This is a genomic window from Streptomyces sp. NPDC093544, assembly GCF_040683495.1.
Taxonomy (GTDB): domain Bacteria; phylum Actinomycetota; class Actinomycetes; order Streptomycetales; family Streptomycetaceae; genus Streptomyces.
In genome coordinates this window covers 233223-256625 of sequence record NZ_JBFBEA010000014.1, presented here as the reverse complement: position 1 = coordinate 256625, position 23403 = coordinate 233223, and the positions used below count along the sequence as shown (strand labels likewise).

Genomic DNA, 23403 nt, shown 5'->3' with positions numbered 1-23403 from the left:
CGTGAGGCATCGTGGACGCAGCCGAGAAGGGACAGCCGGATGACGGTCACGGAGATGAGCGGGCTGCACCACCGGTTCGAGGAGGACGGCTTCGCGGTCGTGCGCGGGCTGTTCGAGGGCACCGAGATCGACGCGCTGTGCGCGGAGTTCACGGCGCTGCACGCCGCGGGCCCGGTGCCGGGTCACTTCGAGCCCCGAGCCACCGAGGCCGCCGGCCCGACCGATCCGCTGCACGTCTATCCCCGGGTCCTCCACCCGCACCGCATCAACACGCTCTCGCTGCGCCGCCTCCTCGACCCGCGTCTGGGGAGCATCGTGGCGGCGCTGTTGGGCGAGGAAGTCCTGGCCGCGCAGAGCATGTTCTACTTCAAGCCGCCGGGCGCCCGGGGCCAGGCGCTGCACCAGGACAACTTCTATCTGCGGGTCGAGCCGGGCACCTGTGTGGCCGCCTGGATCGCCTGCGATGTGATCGACCGCGAGAACGGCGGCCTGGAGGTCGTGCCGGGCACGCACCGCATGGACCTGTTCTGCCCGGAGGAGGCGGACGCGGAGCTGTCCTTCGTACGCGACTACGTGCCCCCGCCGCCAGGGCTCGCCGCCGTGCCCGTCGACATGGCGCCGGGCGACGTGCTGTTCTTCAACGGCAGCCTGGTGCACGGCTCCGGGCCCAACCTCAGCACCGACCGCTTCCGCCGCTCGTTCATCGGTCACTACGTCGGCCGCTCCACCCGGCGCATCGGCGGCTTCTACCGGACGCTGACGATGAGCGGGGAACCCGTCCCGCTGCCCGAGAGCGAGGGCGCGGGCCCCTGCGGCACCGAGTTCGCGGCGCCGGCCCCGCACTGATCCTTCTGCGCGTGACCGACGTACCGCCCGGAAGCGGGCACTTGACGCGGGCGGACCCGCACGCTTGGATCACCTGGTGCCGTGTTGCGACCCGGTACGCAGAGGTACGCCCAGCCGGTAGCGGACACCGTTCAAGTCCGGCCAAAGTCGCCAGGATCGCGGGAGCGTCCGAGGCGGGGTCGTACTCGCGATTGATGGAGCGGACATGTCCGCCAACCGTGCTGCCCGCGTAGGTGGCCTCGGGACCGTCGCCGTCCTGGCGGCGCTTTCCCTGCTCGCGGGCTGTGTTTCCGGCGAGGACGAGAGCAAGGGTGACCGCGCGGACGCCGCGTCGCGACAGTCGGGTCCGACCCCGACCCCCACCGTGACCTCGAAGCCGACCCGCACGCCGACACCGACCCGTACCCCGACACCCGGTTCAAGCCCAAGCCCAAGCTCCACCCCACCCTCCAGGCCCGCCTCGACCCCACCGGCCGTCGAACTCCCGCCTCTGCACGCGGGGTTCGACTACCAGATCGGCGGTGCCTATCCCCCGCCGACCGGTGTCCGCATCGTCAGCCGCGACCGTTCGGCCTCCCCGGCGCCCGGGCTCTACAACATCTGTTACGTCAACGCCTTCCAGGTCCAGCCGGGCGAGGAGAAGCAGTGGCCCGCCGACCTGCTGCTGCGCGACAGCCGGGGCAAAGTCGTCGTCGACGACGACTGGGACGAGGCGCTGCTCGACATCCGCACAGCGGCGAAGCGCAAGCGCGTCGCCGCGCGGGTCAACCGGTGGATCGACGGCTGCGCGAACAAGGGCTTCGACGCGATCGAGCCGGACAACTACGACAGCTACGCCCGCTCCCGGAACCTGCTGACCTCCGCGGACGCCACCGCGTTCATCACCCTGCTCTCGGCCCACGCGCACGCCCGGCATCTCGCCATCGGCCAGAAGAACACCGCGGAGTTGGCGGGGCTCAGGAAGCGGGCCGGGCTCGACTTCGCGGTGGCGGAGGAGTGCGGCGAGTACGACGAGTGCGGGGTGTACGCGAAGGCGTTCAACGACCGGGTGGTCGTCATCGAGTACACCGACACGGGTCTGCGCAAGGCCTGTTCAGGCTTCGGTGACCGGCTGAGCATCGTGCGTCGGGATGTGATGGTGTCGACGCCCGGCGACAAGGACTATGTCCGCAGGACCCGATGACCACCCGATGACCACCTCCGGCGGACCGACGAGCACACGAAGACAGGTGCCCTCGGGTGAACGGGGGCCTACGAAGTGGACGTACCAAAGGGCATGGTGACATTGCACGTCGACGAGCAGCACGAACGCCTGTCGGCGAACACCGGGCGGCCGCCGAGGCGTTTCCCCGTGCCCCGGCAGTGGCTGTTCGTGCTCGCGGTGGTCGCGCTACTGGCCCAGATGGCGGCCGCGATGGTCACGACGGCCGTGCGGCAGACGCCGACGATCGACGAGCCCGTGTACGTGGGCACAGCCGTGGTCTACGTCCAGCAGCACAGCCTGCGTTACAACCCGGAGCATCCGCCGCTCGGCAAGCTGATCATCGCCAGCGGTCTGGTGTTCGCCCACCCGCACCTGGACGCCGACTTCACCGGTGATCAAACGGCCCTGGGAAAGCGTGTGCTGTACGAGTCGGGCAACGATCCCTGGCGGCTGATGCTGTGGGCCCGGCTGCCGGTGATCGTGCTGACGCTGCTGTTCGGACTTGTCGTCCTCGCGTTCGGCCGTGAACTCGTCGGTCGTGCGGGCGGGTTGGTGGCTCTCGCCCTCTACGCCTTCTCGCCCGACGTCATCGCGCACGGCTCACTCGCCACCCTCGACGTACCGGCGTGCGGATTCCTGCTCACGTCGGTGTGGCTGCTGTGGCGGGCGCGCCGGCGTCCACTGCTCCACCTCCCGCTCGCCGGGGCGGCACTCGGTGCGGCGGTGGCCACGAAGATGAGCATGCTGCCCGCCGTTCCGGTGCTGCTGTTCCTGGCGGTCGTGTCCGTCTGGCGGGCGCCCGGTCTCGGCACTCGCGCGAAGGCGCGTCGAGCCGTGGTCGCGGTGTCCGGTGTCGCGCTGGTGGCCCTGGCCGTGGTGTGGGCGACGTACCTCGTCGTCGACCCGCGCCTGCGCTGGACCACGCCGGGAGACCTCCCCGCCATCCATGGACCGCGCGCGCTCCTCAGCGGCCTGCTGCCCTTCCCGCAGCCGTTCCGGGACGGCATGCTCGTCCAGTTCGGCTACGAGAACCACACGTGGGACGGCTTCCTGTTCGGCCGGCACTATCGCGGTGCGCTCTGGTACTACTTGCCGGCCGCGCTGCTGGTGAAGACGCCGCTCGGCATGCTGGTGCTCTGGGCGGCCGGCGCGGTGGCCATGGTCGCCGTTCCCCGGCTGCGGCCCGCGGCCCCGTACCTCCTGATCCCGTCGGCTCTGCTGCTGGCCGCGGCGATGAGCGGCTCCCGTGACCTCGGCGTCCGCTACGCCCTCTTCCTGCCGCTGTTCCTCGCGGTGGCGGCGTCGGCCGTCGTCACGTTCCGCCGGCGATGGGCGTACGCCGTCACGGCGGCCCTGGTCCTGTTCGTCGCCGTGAGTTCGCTGCGCACGTACCCGTACTACCTGCCCTACTCGAACGAGGCGTTCGGCGGACCGTCGAAGACCCGTCTGCGGCTGCACGACTCGAACGTCGACTGGGGCCAGGACCTGGGCCTTCTCGCCGACCGCCTGGACGAGCGTTACCCGCAGGAGCGGGTCTGGCTCGTCTACAAGGGCGCCGGTGAGCCGTCGTACTACGGCATCGAGGCGGACGACCCGCGCACGGCGCCGCCGGGCGAGGTGCACGGTCTGCTTGTCGTGTCGGACTCCTCGATCGCCAAGGCCGAGGGGCGGCTGGCGGCGCTGCTCGAAGGGAGCACGGCGATCGACGAGGTGGGTCACTCCATCACGATCTTCCGCAGGCCGTAAGCCGGGGGCCGGGGACTCGGGAGGTTCCTGCCCTCAGGTGACGGTCCGGCGTGGGAGGACGGGCGGGCCGTGGCGACGGGACCGCTGCCCAGCGGCCAGGACGAAGAGTGCCTGCTCCAGCGTCGTCTCCAAGGCGGGTTACTGGATGCCCCAGGGCCAGACCGTGTTCACCGGGGGCACGCTCGTCGGCCTCACCGTCACGTGCGAGGAGTCAGCAGGTCCAGCACCCGTTCCCAGCGGAACTCCGGGCGCCCGCCGTCCTGTTGGGCCTCCCCGGAGTACGGCGCGCCGAACCGGACGCCCATCCCGCCCAGCCGGTCGACACTCGCCCGATAGGCGGGGTGCGCCGCCAACGCCTCGCTCACACAGGGCAGTACGGCGATCGGGACACCAAGTCCGTACGCCTCGCAGAGAGTCCCCAGGGCGAGGGTGTCGGATATCCCCGCCGCCCACTTGTTGACGGTGTTGAAGGTGGCGGGCGCAACAGCCACCGCGTCCGGGGCCGGGAAGGGCCGAGGGTCGCCGGGGGCCCTCCAGGCGGAGCGAATGGGACGGCCCGTCTGCGCTTCGACAGCCGTCACGTCGATGAAACCGAGGCCCTGCGGGGTGGCAAAGACGCCGACCTCCCAGTTCCGCTCCTGTGCCGCGCCGATCAGTTCACCGACGTCCGAGGCGATACCGGCCGCGCAGACGACGAGATACAGGAAGGGCTTCTCCACGTGTTCACTCACCTGGGAGACCCTAGTGAAGAGGGAAGGTGTCCCCGCGTTCGGTGTCGGGGCGGGGGCCGAGGATCCGGCGTTCCTTCTCCTCGATCCGGACGTCGTTGATGCTCGCCTCGCGCCGGGTCATCAGGCCGTGCTCGTCGAACTCCCACAGTTCGTTGCCGTAGCTGCGCCACCACTGGCCGTCGGCGTCGCGGGACTCGTACTGGAAGCGGACGGCGATGCGGTTGCCGTCGAAGGCCCAGAGGTCCTTGCGCAGGGCGTACTCCAGTTCGCGCGCCCACTTGGCCGTCAGGAGTTCGGCGATCTCGGCGCGGCCCGTCACGAAGGTGTCGCGGTTGCGCCAGACCGAGTCCTCGGAGTAGGCGAGCGAGACCTTGTGGGGATCGCGGGTGTTCCAGGCGTCCTCGGCCGCCTGGACCTTCTGGGCGGCGGTCTCGCGGGTGAACGGCGGGAGGGGCGGACGGTCGGTCATGGAGTCTCCCTGGAACAGGGGGAGAACGAGCGTTCTCCCTACTGACTGCTAACGTAGAGAACGATGGTTCTCGCGTCAAGGATTGGCCCGTACATGGACAGCACAGCCGCGCGCGGGCAGGCACTGGACCTCGCCCGGGAACAGGCACTGGGTCTCGCCCGCGAGCAGGCGCTGGACGCCGCGGAGGAGTTGTTCTACGGGCGTGGCGTCCAGACCGTCGGCATGGATGACATCCGCGGCGCCTCGGGGGTCTCCCTCAAGCGCCTCTACCAGCTGTTCCCCGCGAAGGAGCAGCTGGTGGTGGCGTACTTGGAGCGGCGTGACATCCGCTGGCGGCAGCGGCTGGCCGAGCACGTCGACCGGCAGGGCGAGCCCGAGCAGCGCGTCCTGGCGGTGTTCGACTGGCTGGGACTGTGGTTCGCGGAGCCCGGTTTCCGCGGCTGCGCCTGGATCAACTCGTACGGTGAACTCGGCGCCACGTCACCGCGCGTGAACGCCCAAGTCCGCGCCCACAAGCAGGCGTTCAAGAAGTACCTGGCGGATCTCGTGACTGACGCCGAGCTCCCCGCCCCGCTCACCGACCAGCTGTATCTGCTCGCCGAGGGAGCCATGGTCACCGCGGGCATCACGGGGAACGCGGATCCGGCCGAGCAGGCGGGTGAGGCCGCGCGGCTGCTGGTGGCGGCTCAGCAATAGCGATAGCGGCTGTGGTGGCGGTGGCGATAACCGTGGCGTTGGCGATAGCGGTGGCGTGGGCGATAGCGGTGGTGATCAGGCGTCGGACACCGTGATGGCTCCGACGGGGCAGGCTCGTGCCGCCTCGCGCAGCATCGGGTCGCCCGCGGCGTTCTCACGGCCGGGCAGCAGTTCACTGATTCCGTCGTCGTCCTGGGTGAAGACGCCCGGGGCGGCGAGGGCGCACTGCCCAGCGCCGATGCAGACGTCCTTGTCGATGGAGATGGAGATGTCGATGTTCATGCTGGCAGCTTCTTACCGGGTCACAGGGTGTGCCAGCCGAGAGCGCCGCTCGGTGCCCAGTCGCCCCGCTCGGCGAATGGTGTGGATGATTTGCGCCGGTGCTGGTGTTGAACTCTGCTGGGACAGAACCAGTACGACGCAACGATGGGACAGAAGTCATGCCTCTTGAGGGTGAGTACGAACCCAGCCCGACGCAATGGGTGCGCGACCAGGTGGAGCTGTACGAGAGCTCCGGGGGCGCCAAAGGGAGCACACTGCAGGACACGGGCATGCCCGTCATCATTCTCACGACCCGGGGTGCCAAGAGCGGCAAGATCCGCAAGACACCGCTGATGCGCGTCGAGCACGACGGGCGCTACGCGGCGGTCGCCTCGTTGGGCGGCGCCCCCAAGCATCCGGTCTGGTACTTCAACGTCAAGTCGGACCCCCACCTGGAGCTTCAGGACGGTACCGAGCGCCGGGACTACACGGCCCGTGAGGTCACCGGCGAGGAGAAGGCGCAGTGGTGGGAGCGCGCGGTCGCGGCGTATCCCCCGTACGCCGACTACCAGAAGAAGACCGATCGGCAGATCCCGGTGTTCGTGCTGGAGCCGTTGAGCGACTGACCGGCGCCGAATTTCCTTCGAGTCGGCACGCATGCTCGGCCGCCCGCCGGGCACCCGAGCATCAGGCCCCGCCGCGTCCCCCCGTCGCGGCGGGGCTCTCTCCTGCCCCGTCCGCACGCGCGGCTGCCCGTGCGGTTCGTGCGTCGGTCACGTCGAGGAAGACGTGGTCGGCCTGCGGGACGGCCTCGGTGACGGAGCGTTTGATGCGGATGGCGACCTCTTCGACCTCCTCGCTGTCGAGCCCGGGGGCAAGGTCGATACGGGCGGCCACCAGGATCGAATCGAGGCCCAGTTCCATGGTGAACAGCTCCTCCACGCTGTCGATCTCAGGCTGCGCGTCCAGCACGGCGAGGATCTCGCGGCGTTGCTCCTCGTCGGCGGCCCGCCCGATGAGCTGCTCGCGTGCGTCACTGCCCAGCCGGTAGGCGATTCCGACGAGCAGCACCCCGATGGCGAGCGAGGCGGAGGCCTCCCACACGACCTGGCCCGTGACCATGTGCAAGGCCATCCCGGCCATCGCGAGGCTCACGCCGAGCACCGCCGTGCCGTCCTCGGCGACGACCGTACGCAGCGCGGGATCGCGCAGACCGGCCTTGCCGCCCTGTTTGCGCACCTGGTGGAGTGCCCGCAGCAGCGAGGCGCCCTCGGCCAGCAGGGACACCCCGAGGACGACGAACCCGGCGACGTAACCACTGAACGACTCGTCAGCGCCGTTTCTGAGGGCTTCGAAGCCCTGGAAGAACGAGAAGCAGCCGCCCATCACGAAGATGCCGACGGCGGCGAGCAACGACCAGAAGAACCGCTCCTTGCCGTAGCCGAACGGGTGCCGACGGTCGGCGGGACGGCGGCTGCGGCGCAGCGCGGCGAGCAGGAAGACCTCGTTCATGCTGTCGGCCACGGAGTGTGCGGCCTCCGAGAGAAGCGCGGGCGAGCCGGAGATCAGACCGCCCGCCGCCTTGGCCACGGCGATCAGCAGATTGGCGCCCAGCGCCACCAGCACGGTCACCCGGGTCCTGCGGTCCGACCCGGGTGACTCATCCGACCCGGGTGACTCATCCGACCCGTCCCGCCCATCCGACCCGTCCGACCCATCCGACCCATCCGGCTGATCTGGTTGCTCCGGTTGCTCCGGTCGGTCCTTCGATTCGCTGCTCATCCGGGCCGAATTCCCAGGCCCACTCGCCTCACACCGTGGAGTCGGCGGGAATCGGGGAACGCATGCACCTGAGAACCCGAATCGCGGCACATCGCACATCGAGGAAGTGAGGCGTCATGAGCGAAGGTGAGGGAAACGCCGAGTACGGCAAGAAGGCGTTCAAGAGGTCCAAGAGCCACTTCGCGGACCGTGTCACGGCGGACGGCCGGGACGGCTGGCCGGTGGAGGCGGGCCGCTACCGGCTCGTCGTCAGCCGCGCCTGTCCCTGGGCGAGCCGAGCGGTGATCTCGCGCCGTCTCCTCGGTCTGAAGGACGCTCTGTCGCTGGCGATCACCGATCCGATCCAGGACGACCGCAGCTGGCGGTTCACCCTGGACCCGGACGGCCGCGACCCCGTTCTCGGCATCCGCTTCCTCAGCGAGGCCTACGACGCGCGGGAGACGGGCTACCCCGGAGGCGTCAGTGTGCCCGCGCTCGTCGACGTACCCAGCGGGCAGCTGGTCACCAACGACTACCAGCGGCTGACAATCGACTTCGCCACCGAGTGGACGGCCCTGCACCGGGACGGCGCGCCGGATCTGTATCCGGCAGCGCTGCGCGACGAGCTCGACGAGGTCATGGCAGACGTTTACGAGGACCTCAACAACGGGGTGTACCGAGCGGGTTTCGCGTCGCACCAGGAGGAGTACGAGGAGGCCTGCCGCGGTGTCTTCCGGCGGCTGGATCTCCTGACCGAGCGGCTCGGCGCCCGGCGCTATCTCGTCGGCGAGGCGATCACCGAGGCGGACATCCGGCTGTTCACCACGCTCGTCCGCTTCGACGCCGTCTATCACGGCCACTTCAAATGCAACCTCTGGAAGCTGACCGAGAATCAGGTGCTGTGGGGCTACGTCCGCGACCTCTACCAGACGCCGGGTTTCGGTGACACGGTCGACTTCGATCACATCAAGCGGCACTACTACCAGGTCCACACCGGCATCAACCCGACCGGCATCGTCCCCCTCGGACCCGACCCGTCCGGCTGGCTGACACCCCATCACCGCGAGGAGCTCGGCGGCCGGCCGTTCGGCGACGGCACCGCGCCGGGCCCGGTGCCCGAGGGCGAGAGGGTTCCGGCGCGGGGGCGCCCCTGACCGTACGCGGCCGGCGGTCCTGCTTCGGCTTCAGCGGCGTTCTTCGGCTGCCGGGCCCGGTTCGGCTCAGCGGCCGTTCCCGGCCGTCAGTGCCGTCAGTCCTGCTTCGGTGCCGTCGTCGCCGCGTAGCGCAAGGTGAAGGAGTGTCCGGCCGGGTCGGAGTAGCCCCGTTCCTCGAAGGGGCCGGACGGGTCCTTCGTCTCGATGGGGCGCCCGCCGAGGCTGATGATCCTGAGCTCGGCCTCGTCGAGGTCGTCCACGTGGAAGTCCAGGTGGACCTGGAGGGAGCTCTCGGGGCGCGGCCAGCTCGGCGGCGTCGCCGACATGTCCCGGCGGAACGCCATGCGGATGCCGTCGGTGCCCCTGATCTCCACACGGTTCGCGTTCGCGTCCGTCTCCTCGGCGTCCAGCAGCTCCTTGTAGAAGGCGGCGAGCTTCTCGGGTTCGGCGCAGTCCAGCACCACCACGCCTGCCGTGACCAGTGTCATGCTTCCTCCGTACGGATTCCCGGGCGCCGACGGCCTCCCCGGGCGTCTGCTGCCTCGCCTTCCCGTGTTACCCCGTACGGCGGATTCAGTCGGCCACGAGCCATTCGCCGTCGCGCATGAGGTCGCGGCCGGCGATCTCGTCGGCCTCGCGCCAGGCCTGTACGCGCTGTGGTGTGACGCTGAAGTAGAGGTAGGGGGTGGAGAGTTGGCGTGGATCGAAGCCGGTCTTGAAGGCGAAGGCGTCACCGACTCCGTCCGGCAGCTCGGCGGGCTCCAGCGTCCGCACCGTGCCCTCGATCATGACCACGTCCCGGGTCGGACCGATGCCCAGGCGGGCCTTGCCGGTGGTCCGCAGATTGCGGCCCGTCGGACTCGCGGCCGGCGTGGCCAGCAGCAGGTTCTCGCCGTCCCAGAGGAAGGACAGCGGGATCAGGTACGGGCTTGCCCCGTCGGCGGCGGCCGTGGACACCCAGGTGTCCTCGTCGTGCTCCAGCCGGTCGAGGGTGTCCTGCTTGCGTTGCTTGGGGGTGCGGGCGGGTGGGTTCGTCATCGAGCAGCCTCCTGGTGGACGTCGTACGGGTTTGACGGCTGGTCGCCCCTCATTGTGACGGGCGTGCGTTCCCCGGTTCGGTGAGCTCGGGCACTCCGAGGTACACGAACTGATCGGCCCGCGGACCGAAGTGGTCGATCTCGCCGGACGGCTGCTCCTGCCTGGGTTCCAGGACGCGCACATCCACCCGGTGCCGGCGGGCCTGGAGCTCTCCCAGTGCGACCTGACCGGGGCGAAGACGGCCGGGGACACGCTTGCCGTCGTTCGGGCGTACGCCGACGCGCACCCCGACCGGGAGTGGATCACCGGCGGCGGCTGGTCCATGGAGGCCTTCGAGGGCGGTACGCCGACGAAGGCGCTGCTGGACGCGGTCGTACCGGACCGGCCGGTGTATCTGCCCAACCGCGACCACCACGGCGCCTGGGTCAACAGCCGCGCGCTGGAACTCGCCGGTGTCACACGGGACACGCCCGATCCGGCAGACGGCCGGTTCGAGCGGGACGCGTCGGGCGAGCCCATCGGGATGCTTCAGGAAGGGGCCATGCAGTACGTCGGCCGGCTCACGCCGCCGGCCACCCCGGCGGATCGGCTCGCCGCCCTGCTGCATGCCCAACGGCATCTGCACGCGCTCGGCATCACCGCCTGGCAGGACGCGCTGGTCGGGGAGTTCCTCGGGATGGACGATCCGTCCGAGGCCTATCTGGCGGCGGCCCGCGAGGGTTCGCTGACCGCGCGGGTCGTCGGCGCTCTGTGGTGGGACCGCGAGCGTGGGGCCGAGCAGATTCCCGAACTCGTCCAGCGACGGGCCGCGTTGAGCCACGGCCGGTTCCGCGCCACGAGCGTCAAGCTCATGCTGGACGGGGTCGCCGAGACGGGTACGGCCGCGCTGCTCGACCCCTATCTCGACAAGTGCGGCTGCGCCACCGCCAATCGGGGCACCAGCTTCATCGACCCGGCCCAACTTCCTGCGTACGTGACCGAGTTGGACGCGCTCGGCTTCCAGTGCCATTTCCACGCGCTGGGCGACCGGGCCGTACGCGACGCGCTGGACGCCGTGGAGGCGGCGCGGAAGGCGAACGGGCCGAGCGACACGCGTCCGCACCTGGCCCATCTCCAGGTCGTGCACCCCGACGACGTACCCCGGTTCGCGCGCCTCGGTGCCACGGCCAACATCCAGCCGCTGTGGGCCGCGCACGAACCACAGCTGGACGAGCTGACCATCCCCTTCCTCGGACCCGAACGAGCCGCGTGGCAGTACCCGTTCGGGGCGCTCCTGCGCTCCGGGGCTCGTCTCGCGGCCGGCAGCGACTGGCCGGTCAGCAGCCCCGACCCGCTCCAGGGCATCCATGTCGCCGTCAACCGAGTGGCCCCGGACGAGCGGGGCCCGGTGTTCCTGCCCGCCGAGCGCATCGGCCTCACGGCTGCGCTGACGGCGTACACCGCGGGATCGGCGTACGCGAACCACCTCGACGAGACCGGGAGCGTACGGGTGGGGGCCCTTGCGGATCTGGTGGTCCTGGACAGCGACCCGTTCGCCGGGCCGACGGAGGCGATCTCCGCGACGAAGGTCGCGCTGACCTATGTGGGAGGAGAGCGCGTCCACGCGGCGCCCGACGCCTGACACCCGGCGCTAAGCGCTAAGCGCTTCCGGCGGCTCGGTGTCCGTGATGCCGAGGCCGGGACCGGGGGCCAGGGAAAGGACGCCGATCTTGCCCATGTGGGCGTTGTTCTGGACGAGTCGGGCGGCCTCCGCCGTGTCGGAGAGTGGATAGGTGGCGGTGAGGGCGGGGGCGATGTGGCCGAGGGTGAGGAGACGGTTCACGGCGGCCTGTTCGTGCAGGTTGGCGCCGTGACTGCCGATGACACGCTTGAGTCGCATCCAGAGGTAGCGGTTGTCGAACTCGTGGAGGTAGCCCGTGCTGGAGCCGCAGGTGACGACAGCTCCGCCACGGCGGACGACGAAGACGGAGACGCCGAAGGTGGCCCGCCCGACGTGTTCGAAGACGATGTGCGGGTCCTCGCCGGTCGCGGCCCGGATGCGCTTGCCGAGCTGCTTGCCGACGGTGGCGGGGTCCGCAGGTTCGCTCCCCGTGAGGCCGATCTCCTCGCGGTTGATCACCAGTTGGCAGCCCAGCTCGCGGGCGTACTCCGCCTTCGCTTCGCTGCTGACGACACCCACGGCGATACCTCCGCCGTTGCGGACGAGTTGCACCGCGTAGGCGCCGAGGCCGCCCGCCGCTCCCCAGATCAGCACGATGTCGCCCTGGGTCATACGGGCACCGCGGTCGCTCACGAGCATGCGGTACGCCGTGCCCGCGCACAGGGTGTTGGAGGCCGCCTCCTCCCAGCTCAGGCGGCCGGCTTTCGGGAGGAGCTGGCTGGTGCGCGCGACACAGTAGTGCGCCAGTCCCCCGTAGTTGGTCTCGAAGCCCCAGGCCAGCTGCCCGGTTCCCAGCATGCCGTCGGCGTGTGTCGCCGGTTCCTCCTCGTCCACGTACGTAGGGCCGACGACGACATGGTCGCCGACCCGCCATCTGCGCACCCCGGAGCCGGTGCGCACGACGACGCCCGCCGCGTCGGAGCCGAGGACGTGGAACGACTGGTCGTGCCGGGCCGCCCAGCGGTCCTCGCGCCCGAACCGCCGCAGGAAGGTGAAGGTCGGGATGGGCTCGAACATCGCCGACCACACCGTGTTGTAGTTGATGCCGCTCGCCATGACGGCCACGAGGACTTCGTTCGGGGCGAGTTCGGGCATCGGTACGGAGCCGATGTGGATCGTCTTGCGTACGTCCTTGTCGGCGACGCCGGTGAAGCCGCCGACGTCCTCGGCCCTCAGGTGGGCGGCCGTGAAGTGGGCGGGTAGCGGGAGGCGTTCGAGTTCGGCGGCGGGGGCTCCCGCCACGACGGCCTCGGCCAGGACATCCATGTCGTTTCTCCTTCGAAGGGCCAGTGCGGCCGGAGAGGTCAGTGGGGTCAGCCGAGGCCGAGACCCGCGGCGAGCGTCGGCCACGAGGACTTGAACTCCTGCTGCCAGTAGGGCCAGGCATGCGAGCCGCCGCTGTAGAAATGCACCTGTGCCGGGATGCCCAGCACCTCCAACTGCTCGGTGAACCTGTGTGCTTGGCTCCACAGGCTTCCTTCGAAGAAGTCGATTTGGAGGTCGCCGGGGGCACCGCCCGGAAGGCCGCTGCCCTGCGATAGGTACAGCCCGGTGCCCGCGAGAGAGCTCATTTGCGCGTAGGGGTTGCGCCGGTCCCAGTTGCCTCTGTTGAGCAGAACACTCCCCCACAGGGTCAGCGGCAACAGCGACTCCCGCGCCACGATGGCACCGACCACGATCGGCATGCCCGGCGCGGTCGTGTCCAGGATTCCGCTGTACGAGGCCGCCGCACCGAACACGCCGGGGCGCCGCGCGGCGAACGCCAGCGCCCCGTAGCCGCCGGTGGAGACCCCGGCGACGGCGCGTCTGCCACCCGCCCGGAACCGCTGCCGGAGCAGCTCCATCACCTCGTCCACCTGGAACTTCTCGTAGTCCGGGGCACCGGACAGCCCGTAGTTCCACCAGGCGGTCGGGATACCGGTGGGCCCGGACGCGGGCATCGCGATGATCACGTCCTGCCCGGCGAGGAAGTCGCTGACGTCCGTCTCCCGGGTCCAGGACGTGTAGTCGTCGTGGGCACCCTGGAGGAGGTGGAGGACGGGCCAGGTGCGGTCGGGTTGCGCGGCGTATCCCGTCGGCAGGACGACACGAACGGGCAGCGACGCGCCCACCGCGGGTGAGGCGACCGTGAGGTCGACGGTCCGGCTGTCGAGCCAGTTCTCGGCGGTGATACGCGCGCTGTCACCCACTGCTTGGGTGACACCGACTGCCGTGGCCGCCAGCGCTGTTGTGGAGGCCATGGCGGCGCGGAGGACGGTTCTCCGCGTGGGGCGGGATACGGGCACGGGTCTACTCCTCGATTTGAAGCTGCGGGTCAGGAATCGCTCAGGTCGCGGGTCAGCAGCTGGGCGAGCGCGTCGACGACCGGTGGGTCGAGCAGCGACAGGTGGTGGCCGGGAACCGGCGCGACCGTGAGGTCGGTGCAGTACGCGTCCCAGCCGAGCGTCGTGTCGTCGCGCTCGTAGCGGAGGTCGCGGACCGTGTGCGGGGCGGGCTCGCTCGCCCGGTAGAGCAGCGTCCGGCCCTCGTACGGCCCCGGCCGGTGGCGTTCCCCGCTGCGCAGATCGAGGTACGAGGTCCGCTGGTGCTCCAGCGCCGAAGGCGGCAGTGCCACGGATGCGCCGAGCATCTTGATCACGAGGTCGATCCGCGCGGAGTCGTCCAGGGCGGCGAGTTCGTCGTACGGCAGGTCCAGTGGTACGCCGTACGTGCGCTCCACGTACGCGGCGAAGTCCTCGAAGCGGCGCCGTGCGAGATCTGCCGAACTGAGGCCAGGGGGCGCCGGCAGGGGCAGCACCGAGTCGAGCAGGACGAGCGCGGAGACCTCGCCGTGCGCGGTGAGCAGCCGGGCGGTCTCCTGCGCGAGGACACCGCCGTACGACCATCCGCCCACGTTCCAGGGCCCGTTGGGCCGCACCTCCCTGATACGGAGCGCGAACTCCGCCGCACGTCCCGGCACGTCGTCGGGGTCGGCCTGCCGGTCGAATCCGTACAACGGCCTTTGTCCACCGAGGCGTTCGGCCAAACGGGCGTACACGGCGGAGGTGCCTCCGGCGGCGTGCGCGAGGAAGAGCGGAGTCCCGGGGCCGGTGGTGGCGGTGGCGGTGGCGGTGGCGGCGAAGACGCGCAGCGGAGTCGCGCCGGCGTCATCGGGACCTGGGTCGGTCAGACGCGGTTCGGGTTCGCGTGGTTCGATTTCGCGCGGTACAGGTCGGCGCGACTCGGGTCCGCCCAGTACTGGTTCGCTCAACGCTCCTTCGACGGACAGGAGTTCGGCCACCGCCCGAAGGGTTCCCTGTCTGAGGAGGGTCCCCGGATCGACGCTGACCCCGAACTCCCGCTCCACCACGCCTCGTATCCGCACGGCCGTCAAGGAGTCGAGGCCGAGGTCGGTCAGCGGCACGTCGGCATCGATCCGGTCGGGGCTGTACCCCATGACCCCGGCGACGCAACTGCGGAGCCGCTCCACAGGATTCGCGTCGCGCGCCGCCGGGGCAGCCGGCGCCGCAACAACGTCGGCTTCCTCACCGAACCAGAAGCGACGGTGGCGCCAACGAGGCGTTGGTACATCCACGATGCGGCCGGAGAGCCGCTCGCGCAGTCCCGTTGCCCGTACGCCGTTCACGAGAAGCGTGGCGAGTGAGGTGCGGAAGGTCAGGGCGTCGTCGGTGTTCTTCCGCAGGGTGGGGACGACGAGGGAGCCCTCGGGCAGGGTGTCGGTCAGCGGATGCAACTGCGTCGCGTGCGGGGCGACTTCGACGAAGACCTGGTGGCCGTCCTCTGCCGCCGCGCGCACGGCCTGCGCGAACCGGACGGGCCGTCGCAGGTTCGCCACCCAGTACGCGGTGTCGTACGGGGCCGTGCTCCAGGGGTCGTCGAGCACGGTCGAGTAGCGCCGGCAGACGGGGTCCGTGAAGGGCACCTCGCCCAGTTCCCGCGCGAACTCACCGAGCAACGGCTCGACTTCGGGTGAGTGCCCCGCCCCCGACACACTCAGGGAGCGGGCAAAGCCGCCCTCCGCCGTCACCCGGTCCACCAGCTCCGCCACATCCCCGGCGGAGCCCGTCACCACGCTCTGCACCGGCGAGGCATGGACGGCGACCTGGACGCTGGGCAGGCCCCGGGCCAGCACGCTGATGTCGCCCTCGGGCCGGTCCACCACGGCCATGGCGCCGCCCGTCAGTCCCGCGAGGAGCCGGGAGCGTACGGCGACGATCCGCGCCCCGGTCACCGAGTCGATCGCCCCCGCCACGACCGCCGCGGCGATCTCGCCCAACGAGTGCCCGATCACGGCCGCGGGCTCAAGGCCATAGGACTGCCACAGTTCGGCGAGCGCGAGCTGGACGCCGTACAGGACAGGCATGACGACGGCGGGTGAGGACAGGTCGGCGTCCGGTGTCAGGCTCGCGCTCAGGGAGACGCCCGCGTGCCGGCGCAGCACCGGCTCCATTCGCTCGACGGCGTCCGCGAACACCGGTTCCGCGGCTAGGAGTTGCTGTCCCATTCCCTGCCACTGGGAGCCGTAGCCGGAGAAGACCCACACGGCGCCGCCCGCTGCTCCCTCGCCCGTGACCAGGTGCGGGGACGGCTCACCCGTGCCGAGGCACCGCAACACGTCCGCCATCTCGGAGCGGTCCCGGGTCACGACGGCCGCGCGGTGGCGTCCGCGCCCTGTGCGGCCCGCGAGGGTGCGGGCCAGATCGGCGTCGCGCACGCGCGGGGCGCCGGAGAGCCAGTCGGCGAGTTCGCCCGCGTACGAGCGGACCCGTTCCATGGTCGGTGCGTCGAGCAGCAGCAGCGTGGGCTGTTCGGACGGACCCGTGGGGCGGGGGCTCGTACGGCGTTCGGTTTGGGTTTCGGTGTGGGTGTGGGTGTGGGTGTGGGTGTGGGTGTGGGTGTGGGTTTCGGTGAGGACTACATGCGCGTTCGTGCCGCCGAAGCCGAAGGCCGAGACGCCCGCGGTGGCCATCCCGGAGTAGCGCGGCCAGGGCTCGGCCGCGGTGACGACGCGCAGGCCGAGTGCGTCGAGGTCGGCGTGGGGGCCGGGGCGGGTGAAGTGCAGTTGGGGAGGGATCTCGCCGTGGTGGAGGGCGAGTACGGTCTTGATCAGCCCGGCGATTCCGGCGGCGGCCTCCAGATGTCCGAGGTTGGTCTTGGCCGAGCCGATGAGCAAGGGCTGATCGAGGTCGCGGCCGGCGCCGAGCACCGCACTGAGGGCGCCCGCTTCGATGGGGTCACCGAGTGCCGTTCCGGTGCCGTGGGCTTCGACGTAGTCCACGGTCGTGGGGTCACTGTGCGCCTCGGTGAGGAGTGCTCGCTGGGACTCGGCGTTGGGGGCCGTGAGGCCGTTGGACCGGCCGTCGGAGTTGACGGCTGTCGACCGGATGACCGCCAGGACACGGTCGCCGTCCTCCTCGGCGTCCGAAAGCCGCTTCAGTACGACGACACCGCATCCCTCGCCACGGACGATCCCGTCGGCGGCGGCGTCGAACGCCTTGCAGCGGCCGTCCGGCGCGAGCGCTCCCGCCCGCTCGAAGGCGAGGGTGACGGCGGGCGTCAGCAGCAGGTTGACCCCGGCGGCGAGCGCGGTGTCACTCTCCCCCGTCATCAGGCTCCGCACGGCGTGATGCACCGCGACCAGCGACGACGAGCACGCCGTGTCGACGGCCAGGCTCGGGCCCCGCAGGTCCAGAGCGTAGGAAAGACGGCCTGCCGCGATGCTCAGGGCGCCGCCCGTGGCCGTCCAGGCGTCGGGGGCGGCGGCGGTCAGATGTGCGTACTCGTTACCGCTGATGCCGACGAAGACGCCGGTGCGGGTGCCCGCGAGTTCGGTCACGGACAGGGCCGCGTGATCGAGGGCGTCGCGGGTGACTTCGAGGAGCATGCGGTGCTGCGGGTCCATGGCGGCGGCCTCGTGCGCGCCGATGCCGAAGAACTCCGCGTCGAAGCCGGTGATGTCGTCGAGGAAGGCGCCGTGTGCGGTGACCTCGGCGTGCGCCGACGGTTCCCAGCGGCCGGCGGGGACCGTGCCGACGGCGTCCCCGGCCTCGGTGAGCAGGCGCCAGTACGCGTCGGGTGTGTCGACGCCGCCGGGGAATCGGCAGCCGAGGCCGACGACGGCAACGGCCGGCGAAGGGAGCTGCCGGGTCCCTGCCGGCTGCCGAGTTCCCACCGACTGCGAGGCTCCTGCCGGTTCCCGAGTCCCCGCCCCCTGCGAGGCTCCTGCCGGTTCCCGAGTCCCCACCGCCTGCGAGGCTTTCGCGGGCGCGGTCCGCCGCCTCTCCTCCGTCAGCCGTTCCACCAGGGCGTCGATCGTGCCCGTGTCCCACAGCAGCGTGTCCGGCAGTCGCCGTCCCGCGAGCTCGCCGAGCAGCGAGGTCAGCGCCACCGCGTCGCGCGAGGTCAGCCCCAGCTCCGCCAGCGGCCGGTCGTCGGTGATCTCGCCGGGTTCCAAGCCGTACCAGGAGCTCAGCCGGCCGACGATCACGGCGCGAATCTCCCTGTGCGAGAGGCTCATCGGGGACCGAACCCTCCGTCGAGATAGCGCGCCCGGCTGGCCGCCCGGGCCACCTTTCCGCTGCTCGTGCGGGGCACGGAGCCCGGCGGGACGAGCAGCAGCGTCCCGAGCCGCAGTCCGTGGCGCGCGGAGACGGCCGCTCGTACGGTGCGTTCCACATCCCGGGTGGCCTCCGCTGTCGGCACGGTGTCCCGGCGATGCTCGGCCACCACGACGAGTTCCTCTCCCGTGCCGTCCGCGCGGGACACCCCGAAGGCGGTGAGCCGGTCACGGCGGACCAGGTCCACAGCGGTCTGCACGGTCTCCTCGATGTCCTGGGGGTAGTGGTTGCGCCCGTCGACGATGATCACGTCCTTGAGACGGCCGGTGACCAGCAGCCGCCCTTCGTGCAGGGCGCCCAGATCGCCGGTGCGCAGTCGGCCCTCCGGATCGCAGAAGGGCTGGTCCGCACGTTTCCAGTAGCCGCGCCCGATGTTCGGCCCGCGCAGCCGGATCTCGCCGACGTGGTCCGCCGGCAGGACTTCGCCGTCCGGGCCGACGATCTGCAGTTCCTGCCCGACGGGCGCGCCGCACGAGACGAGCGAGGTCACGTCCGGCTGCGAGGTGTCTTCCGCCTCCGGGGGCGAGGTTGCCTCCGCGCCCGGGTCCGAGGTTGCCTCGGCACCCGGAACGGAGGTGGTTTCGGCTCCCTGTATGGCGGTGGTTTCGATGCGCCCCTCCGCGAGCGCGTCAGTGTCACACAGCACCGTCGTGGGCATGGTGGCGGACCCGTCCGCCGTCACGAAGACGGTGGCCTCCGCCAGTCCGTACGCCGGGCAGTGGGTTGCCGGGTCGAGGCCCGCGGCCGCGAAGGTGGTGTGGAAGCGGTCGATCGTCCCCGGCCGCACCGGCTCGCTGCCGTTGATCAGGACCCTTACGCGGTCCAGGCGCAGTTCGTCGAGCGCGGCCGCGTCGATACGGGCCACGCAGTAGTCGTACGCGAAGTTCGGCGCGGCGCTGATCGTCCCCTGGTACGAGCCCAGTAGGCGCAGCCAGCGCACCGGGTTCTCGAGGAAGGCCACCGGATCCATCAGGACGGAGGGGAAGCCGCCCACGACGGGCGCGGCGATGCTGAGAACGAGCCCCATGTCGTGGAAGAGGGGCAGCCAGCCGACGGTCGTGGAGGTCCCGGGGTCCGTGATGAGAGCGTCGATGGCCTGGCGGGCGTTGGCGACGACGTTGGCGTGGCTGATCATCACGCCGGCGGGGGCCCGGGTGGAGCCCGAGGTGTACTGGAGATACGCGATGTCGTCGGGGGCCGCTGAAGTTTCGGCTTCGTCGAAGGCGAACCGCTGGACGGGGAGTTGATCGACGGGGACTACCGGTACCACAGGCAGTCCGTGGTCGAGAACGAACGCCTCCACCGAGGTGACGGTGGCGGCGTCGGCGAGCAGGCAGGCGGGTTCGCAGTCGCCGAGGACGGCCGTCAGCCTTCCTTCGTGGCCGGGGAGTTGGGGGCCGAAGAGCGGTACGGCGATCACCCGGGCGTAGAGGCAGCCGAGGAAGGCCGCCGCGTAGTCGAGCCCCTGGGGCATGACCAGGGCGGCCCGGTCTCCGGGTGCGGCGAGTGTCACCAGCCGGTCGGCCACGGCACGGGCGCGGGCGTCCAGGGCCCGCCAGCCGAGGGTGCGGTGCAGTCCTGCCGATGTCATGTCGGGGAAGTGGACGTGGCTGAAGGCGCGTTGCTGCGGCCGGTGGCGGGCCCAGTGCCGCAGGTGCTCCGTCAGCGACGCGTCGGCAGCGGGCGGGGCGTTGGTCATGGCGGCTCCAACTTGTGGGGGCGGTCGTGCTGTTGCGTCGATAGGGTGGGGGCCTCGCTGGGGCGGGCGACAGGCGAGTGAGGCACCAGGTTCCGCCAACAGACGCCGTCGGGTTAGACGACGTACTGACAGTTCGTCACATCCCTTCTGTCAGTTCGCTGACAAAGACCGGGTCCCGATTCGGCGCCCGGTGCAGAGCCACGGCGACGTCACGCGGCCGACAATCCGTGCAACGCAGAAAGCCACACGGAAGCCGAACACGAGTCACGCAGCAAGACGCCCGGTAACCACGCAGGAGGCCTCGCGGAGGGAGCGACGGTGGGACGTGCACGGTTGTCCGCGCTCCTTGCGCTGCTCACGCTGACCGGTTTCATCACAACGCTCGACAACACGGTGATCAACGTCGCCCTGCCGACCGTGCAGCGCGAACTCGGCCTGAGTGTCGGTGACTTGGAGTGGGTGGCCAGCAGTTACGTACTCAGTTTCGGCGCGCTGCTGCTGCCCGGCGGACGGCTCACCGATCTGTTCGGTCGACGATCCGTCCTGGCGACCGGGATCGTGGTCTTCACTGCCGCGTCGGGTGCGGCGGCCCTGGCGGACAGCGGGGGCACGCTCATCGCGGCCCGTACCGTGCAAGGGGTCGGGGCGGCTCTGGTCATCCCCGCCTCACTGGCTGTCGTAGCGGCCGATCTGCCCGCCCGTCGGCGTTCGATGGCCGTCGGACTGTGGACGGCGGCTCTGGCCGTGGCACTGGCGCTGGGGCCCGTGGTCGGCGGGTTCATCACCCAACAGTGGTCCTGGGGCTGGGTGTTCGCCCTGAACGTACCCTTGGGACTGCTCGCCCTGCCGCTGGTGTCCGCCGTCCCCGCCAGGTCGGGCGAGCCCGCGCGCGGGGGTCTCGACCTGCCCGGTGTCCTCCTCTCGGTCCTCTCCCTCTACCTGCTCACGTACGGTCTCGTGCGCGGTGGCGAGCACGGGTTCGACAGCCGTCCCGTGCCCCTGTGCCTGGGTGCGTCGGCGATCGCCGCCGCTGTGTTCCTGGTCGTCCAGATACGGACCGCGCGGCCACTGATCGAACTGCGCCTGTTGCGCGACCGGTTCCTCACCGGCGGGGTGCTCGCACAGATGCTCTGGGGCATCGGCGTCAACGGCGTCTTCTTCTTCACCGCCCTCTACCTCCAGCGGATCCTGGGCTTCTCGCCGACCCGGGCGGGCCTCGCCTTCCTCCCGCTGGCCGGAGCGCTGCTCCTGTGCACCCCGCTGGCCGAGTGGGCGGCACGGAGGCTGGGCGCGCACGTCTCGATCGCGCTGGGACTCGGCACGGTGGCGGTCGGCCTGCTGTACGTGTCGGGGACGGGGGCGCACGCGGAGTACTGGGACCTGCAACCCGGTCTGCTGCTGATCGGCGCGGGTTCCGCGCTCACCACTCCCCTGACCGTGCGCGCACTCGCCGAGGTCCCTCGGGCGCGCACGGGGATGGCCACCGGCCTGATGAGCGCGGCACGTGAGGTCTCCGGCGTGTTCGGCGTGGTGCTGGTCGGCGTGGTCCTCACCCGCCGTGAGCGCACCGAACTGCGGACGGGTACGGATCCGCGCAGTGCGTTCCTGGCGGGCTACGACCTCGGCCTGCGCCTCGCGGCCTGCTGCGTGCTGCTGGGTGCGCTCGTCACGCTGGTCGCGCTGCACCGCCGTGGCCGCCACCGGCGCGTGGTGCGGCGGGGTCCGGTCCGCCGCCGCCGAAGGCCCGGTCCCCGCGATACGACAGGAGCCGACCTCGGCGCCCCGCCTGTCCGCGTCGTCTCGAAGTGACGGTCGGCGCCGCCCCCGCATCTGTCCGCCGCCTCATGACTTCCGGGGTCAGGACCTGCGGAGCATGCGGTTGGCTCCCGCGGCGGCCGTCGTCGCGAGCAACCAGCCCAGACAGACAAGAACGACAGCCGCCCACTGCAGCCCGCCACTTGGGCTGAACGCCTGCTCCTGCCCGAAGTCGACGAGCGGGAGCACCAGGTCGAAGGTGTAGATCGCGGCCTGGAAGCGGGGCGGTTTGCCAGGGGCCAGCGCCTGCGGGGGCCAGCGTGTGAACAGGAGGGTCCCGCTGAACATGATCGCGCACAGCCACCACACGGCGCGCATCGGCCGGTACCCGTATCCGACGGTGACGTCCTGAAGCCTGCTCCACACCCGCCCCGGCCACGGCAGGGTGCCGCGCAGCCGGCGCTGCCTGGCGAGCAGCACCGTGCGCGCGTCGGCGTCGCGGCCGTGCAGGCGGTACGCGGCGGCGAGCTGCTCGTACGGCTGCGAAGTGAATCCCTCGGGATCCCGGGCGAGCAGGGGAAGCCGCTGCACAGCGGGGAGTTGGGGCAGCAGGCTGTCGTAGAGGACGCCTTCGAGGCGTACCGTGCCCGGCCAGCTCTCCGGTGCGCCGCGCAGTATGGTCAGCCGGGTGTGACTGAGGTCGACAGTGCCCCGCACAGGCTCGCGGGGACGCAGGGCGAGTTCGGAGGCGGTGGAGCGGCGGCAGGTGAGGGCGGGGCTTCCGGACGGCACGTCGATGACGGCGTCCTGGAAAGAGACCCGGCTGCGTACCGTGATGCTGCTGAGCGTGACCCTGCCGCGCGCGGTGAACCCGTCGCAGCAGTTGAACACCGCGCCCACATCTATGCCGTGGGCGCGCAGCGCGGGCCCGTGCTCTGCGGTGAGCAGGGCTCCTTCGAAGAGGGCGCCGCCACCCACCCGGGCATCGCACAGATCGACGGTGCCTTCGGCGACAAGCCCGCCGCGGCAGTTCAAATCCCCGCCGATGTGCAGCCTGTTGGCTTTGAAGGCCGTGCCTTCGGGGTTGATCAGCTCGGCGCGCTTGAGTACGACGCTACCGCGTACCGAGGTGTCCCGCAGGTCTGTGCAGCCGTCGACGCGCAGCCCCCAGCCTGCCTGGATGTCCCCTCCCACGGTGGCGCACACCAGTTGCAGCGCCCCTTCGCCGCGGCGTTCACCCCGCCCGGTCAGACGACTGTTCTCCACGTGCAGCGTGCCGCCGATCGAGGCGCCGTAGAGATCCATGGGACCCTCCACCCGGCAACCGGCGATCTCGCACTTCCCGCCGATCGTGACTCCCACCGCGGACAGGGCGGGCAGTACGCAGTCGCGCATCTCCAGGGCGCCCAGCGACGCGCCGTCGAGGCAAGGAGCCTGCTCGAAGCGGCAGTTGCGCAGCCGTAGGGTGCCGGCTACGAGGGCCTCGGTCAGGTCGAGCCGCCCGGTGATCCGCACATCCCTCAGTCTCAGCCGTGGCAGATGTCCCGGCTCGGCGGGCGGCGGGGCGAGCAGCAGTCTCCGTACGACGGACGCCCTGACCTCGCCCCCGTCCTCGAACCACTCCCCCCTGCGGAAAGCGGCCCACATGCCCCGCTCACTCCCGCTCCACCCGGCCGGCGCGAGGCTGCCCGACACATCAACTCCCCCTCAGAAAACAGAAGACCGCCGCATCGCTACCCGGCTCACCAGCGCGGCAACCCGCGCCG

Annotated in this window: 17 protein-coding genes and 2 pseudogenes; 8 read left to right on the top strand and 11 right to left on the bottom strand. The window is 70.8% G+C overall.

The genetic code is table 11. The features are described from left to right. Positions 1-39 precede the first annotated feature (39 nt). From AB0N66_RS22880 to AB0N66_RS22870, 3 genes are all read left to right on the top strand, one after another. The gene (locus tag AB0N66_RS22880; RefSeq protein ID WP_365438087.1) at positions 40-846 is read left to right on the top strand and encodes a phytanoyl-CoA dioxygenase family protein; all 807 of its coding nucleotides are present in this window, start codon (positions 40-42) and stop codon (positions 844-846) included. A 205-nt stretch (positions 847-1051) separates the two neighbouring features. Further along, on the top strand, positions 1052-2029 hold the full coding sequence (locus AB0N66_RS22875; protein WP_365438084.1) for an endo alpha-1,4 polygalactosaminidase: 978 nt from the start codon (positions 1052-1054) through the stop codon (positions 2027-2029). Between the two features lie 93 nt (positions 2030-2122). Then, the gene (locus tag AB0N66_RS22870) at positions 2123-3796 is read left to right on the top strand and encodes a phospholipid carrier-dependent glycosyltransferase (protein ID WP_365438081.1); all 1674 of its coding nucleotides are present in this window, start codon (positions 2123-2125) and stop codon (positions 3794-3796) included. Positions 3797-3993: 197 nt separating this feature from the next. Here AB0N66_RS22870 and AB0N66_RS22865 read toward each other — a convergent pair whose 3' ends face one another. Further along, positions 3994-4527 (bottom strand): flavoprotein, encoded by a 534-nt coding sequence (locus tag AB0N66_RS22865; RefSeq protein ID WP_365438078.1) that lies wholly within the window; start codon positions 4525-4527, stop codon positions 3994-3996. 10 nt (positions 4528-4537) lie between these two features. Beyond that, the gene (locus AB0N66_RS22860; protein ID WP_365438075.1) at positions 4538-4996 is read right to left on the bottom strand and encodes a nuclear transport factor 2 family protein; all 459 of its coding nucleotides are present in this window, start codon (positions 4994-4996) and stop codon (positions 4538-4540) included. A 93-nt stretch (positions 4997-5089) separates the two neighbouring features. On the opposite strand from AB0N66_RS22860, the gene AB0N66_RS22855 reads away from it, so the two are divergent. Then, complete coding sequence (locus AB0N66_RS22855; RefSeq protein WP_365438072.1) at positions 5090-5692, top strand: TetR/AcrR family transcriptional regulator; 603 nt, start codon at positions 5090-5092, stop codon at positions 5690-5692. Positions 5693-5767: 75 nt separating this feature from the next. Here the strand turns inward: AB0N66_RS22855 and AB0N66_RS22850 are convergent, their stop codons facing one another. Next, complete coding sequence (locus AB0N66_RS22850) at positions 5768-5974, bottom strand: ferredoxin (protein ID WP_365438069.1); 207 nt, start codon at positions 5972-5974, stop codon at positions 5768-5770. Positions 5975-6132: 158 nt separating this feature from the next. Between AB0N66_RS22850 and AB0N66_RS22845 the strand changes: the two genes are divergently transcribed. After that, positions 6133-6579 carry a nitroreductase family deazaflavin-dependent oxidoreductase gene (locus AB0N66_RS22845; protein WP_365438067.1) on the top strand — a complete coding sequence of 149 codons (447 nt, stop codon included), beginning with the start codon at positions 6133-6135 and terminating at the stop codon, positions 6577-6579. A gap of 61 nt (positions 6580-6640) precedes the next feature. Here the strand turns inward: AB0N66_RS22845 and AB0N66_RS22840 are convergent, their stop codons facing one another. Next, a complete protein-coding gene (locus AB0N66_RS22840; protein ID WP_365438064.1) occupies positions 6641-7585 on the bottom strand; it encodes a cation diffusion facilitator family transporter in 945 nt (314 codons plus the stop codon). 266 nt (positions 7586-7851) lie between these two features. Between AB0N66_RS22840 and AB0N66_RS22835 the strand changes: the two genes are divergently transcribed. Next, positions 7852-8868: a glutathione S-transferase C-terminal domain-containing protein gene (locus tag AB0N66_RS22835; protein ID WP_365438061.1), complete on the top strand. Its 1017-nt coding sequence runs from the start codon at positions 7852-7854 to the stop codon at positions 8866-8868. Between the two features lie 95 nt (positions 8869-8963). On the opposite strand, the gene AB0N66_RS22830 is transcribed toward AB0N66_RS22835, so the two are convergent. Both AB0N66_RS22830 and AB0N66_RS22825 read right to left on the bottom strand, forming a co-directional pair. Further along, positions 8964-9356 (bottom strand): VOC family protein, encoded by a 393-nt coding sequence (locus AB0N66_RS22830; RefSeq protein WP_365438058.1) that lies wholly within the window; start codon positions 9354-9356, stop codon positions 8964-8966. 85 nt (positions 9357-9441) lie between these two features. Further along, complete coding sequence (locus AB0N66_RS22825) at positions 9442-9906, bottom strand: pyridoxamine 5'-phosphate oxidase family protein (RefSeq protein WP_365438055.1); 465 nt, start codon at positions 9904-9906, stop codon at positions 9442-9444. A gap of 85 nt (positions 9907-9991) precedes the next feature. On the opposite strand from AB0N66_RS22825, the pseudogene AB0N66_RS22820 reads away from it, so the two are divergent. Further along, positions 9992-11527, top strand: a pseudogene (locus AB0N66_RS22820) (amidohydrolase); the annotation flags it as partial. Between the two features lie 9 nt (positions 11528-11536). Here the strand turns inward: AB0N66_RS22820 and ccrA are convergent. Genes ccrA through AB0N66_RS22800 form a run of 4 tightly spaced genes read right to left on the bottom strand, consistent with a single transcriptional unit; the run spans position 11537 to position 19882 of the window. Continuing rightward, positions 11537-12832, bottom strand: a complete 1296-nt coding sequence (ccrA, locus tag AB0N66_RS22815; protein ID WP_365438052.1) for a crotonyl-CoA carboxylase/reductase — start codon at positions 12830-12832, stop codon at positions 11537-11539. A 47-nt stretch (positions 12833-12879) separates the two neighbouring features. Next, positions 12880-13851 carry an alpha/beta hydrolase family protein gene (locus AB0N66_RS22810; RefSeq protein WP_365438049.1) on the bottom strand — a complete coding sequence of 324 codons (972 nt, stop codon included), beginning with the start codon at positions 13849-13851 and terminating at the stop codon, positions 12880-12882. A 29-nt stretch (positions 13852-13880) separates the two neighbouring features. Beyond that, entirely contained in the window at positions 13881-18083 is a 4203-nt protein-coding gene (locus tag AB0N66_RS22805; RefSeq protein ID WP_365438046.1) for a type I polyketide synthase, read from the bottom strand. Further along, on the bottom strand, positions 18080-19882 hold the full coding sequence (locus AB0N66_RS22800; RefSeq protein WP_365438043.1) for a fatty acyl-AMP ligase: 1803 nt from the start codon (positions 19880-19882) through the stop codon (positions 18080-18082). Before AB0N66_RS22800 ends, AB0N66_RS22805 begins: the two co-directional genes overlap by 4 nt. Before the next feature lie 303 nt (positions 19883-20185). On the opposite strand from AB0N66_RS22800, the pseudogene AB0N66_RS22795 reads away from it, so the two are divergent. Beyond that, a pseudogene (locus tag AB0N66_RS22795) lies at positions 20186-21691 on the top strand (MFS transporter); the annotation flags it as partial. 48 nt (positions 21692-21739) lie between these two features. Here AB0N66_RS22795 and AB0N66_RS22790 read toward each other — a convergent pair. Further along, positions 21740-23284: a hypothetical protein gene (locus AB0N66_RS22790; protein ID WP_365438040.1), complete on the bottom strand. Its 1545-nt coding sequence runs from the start codon at positions 23282-23284 to the stop codon at positions 21740-21742. Positions 23285-23403 lie beyond the last annotated feature (119 nt).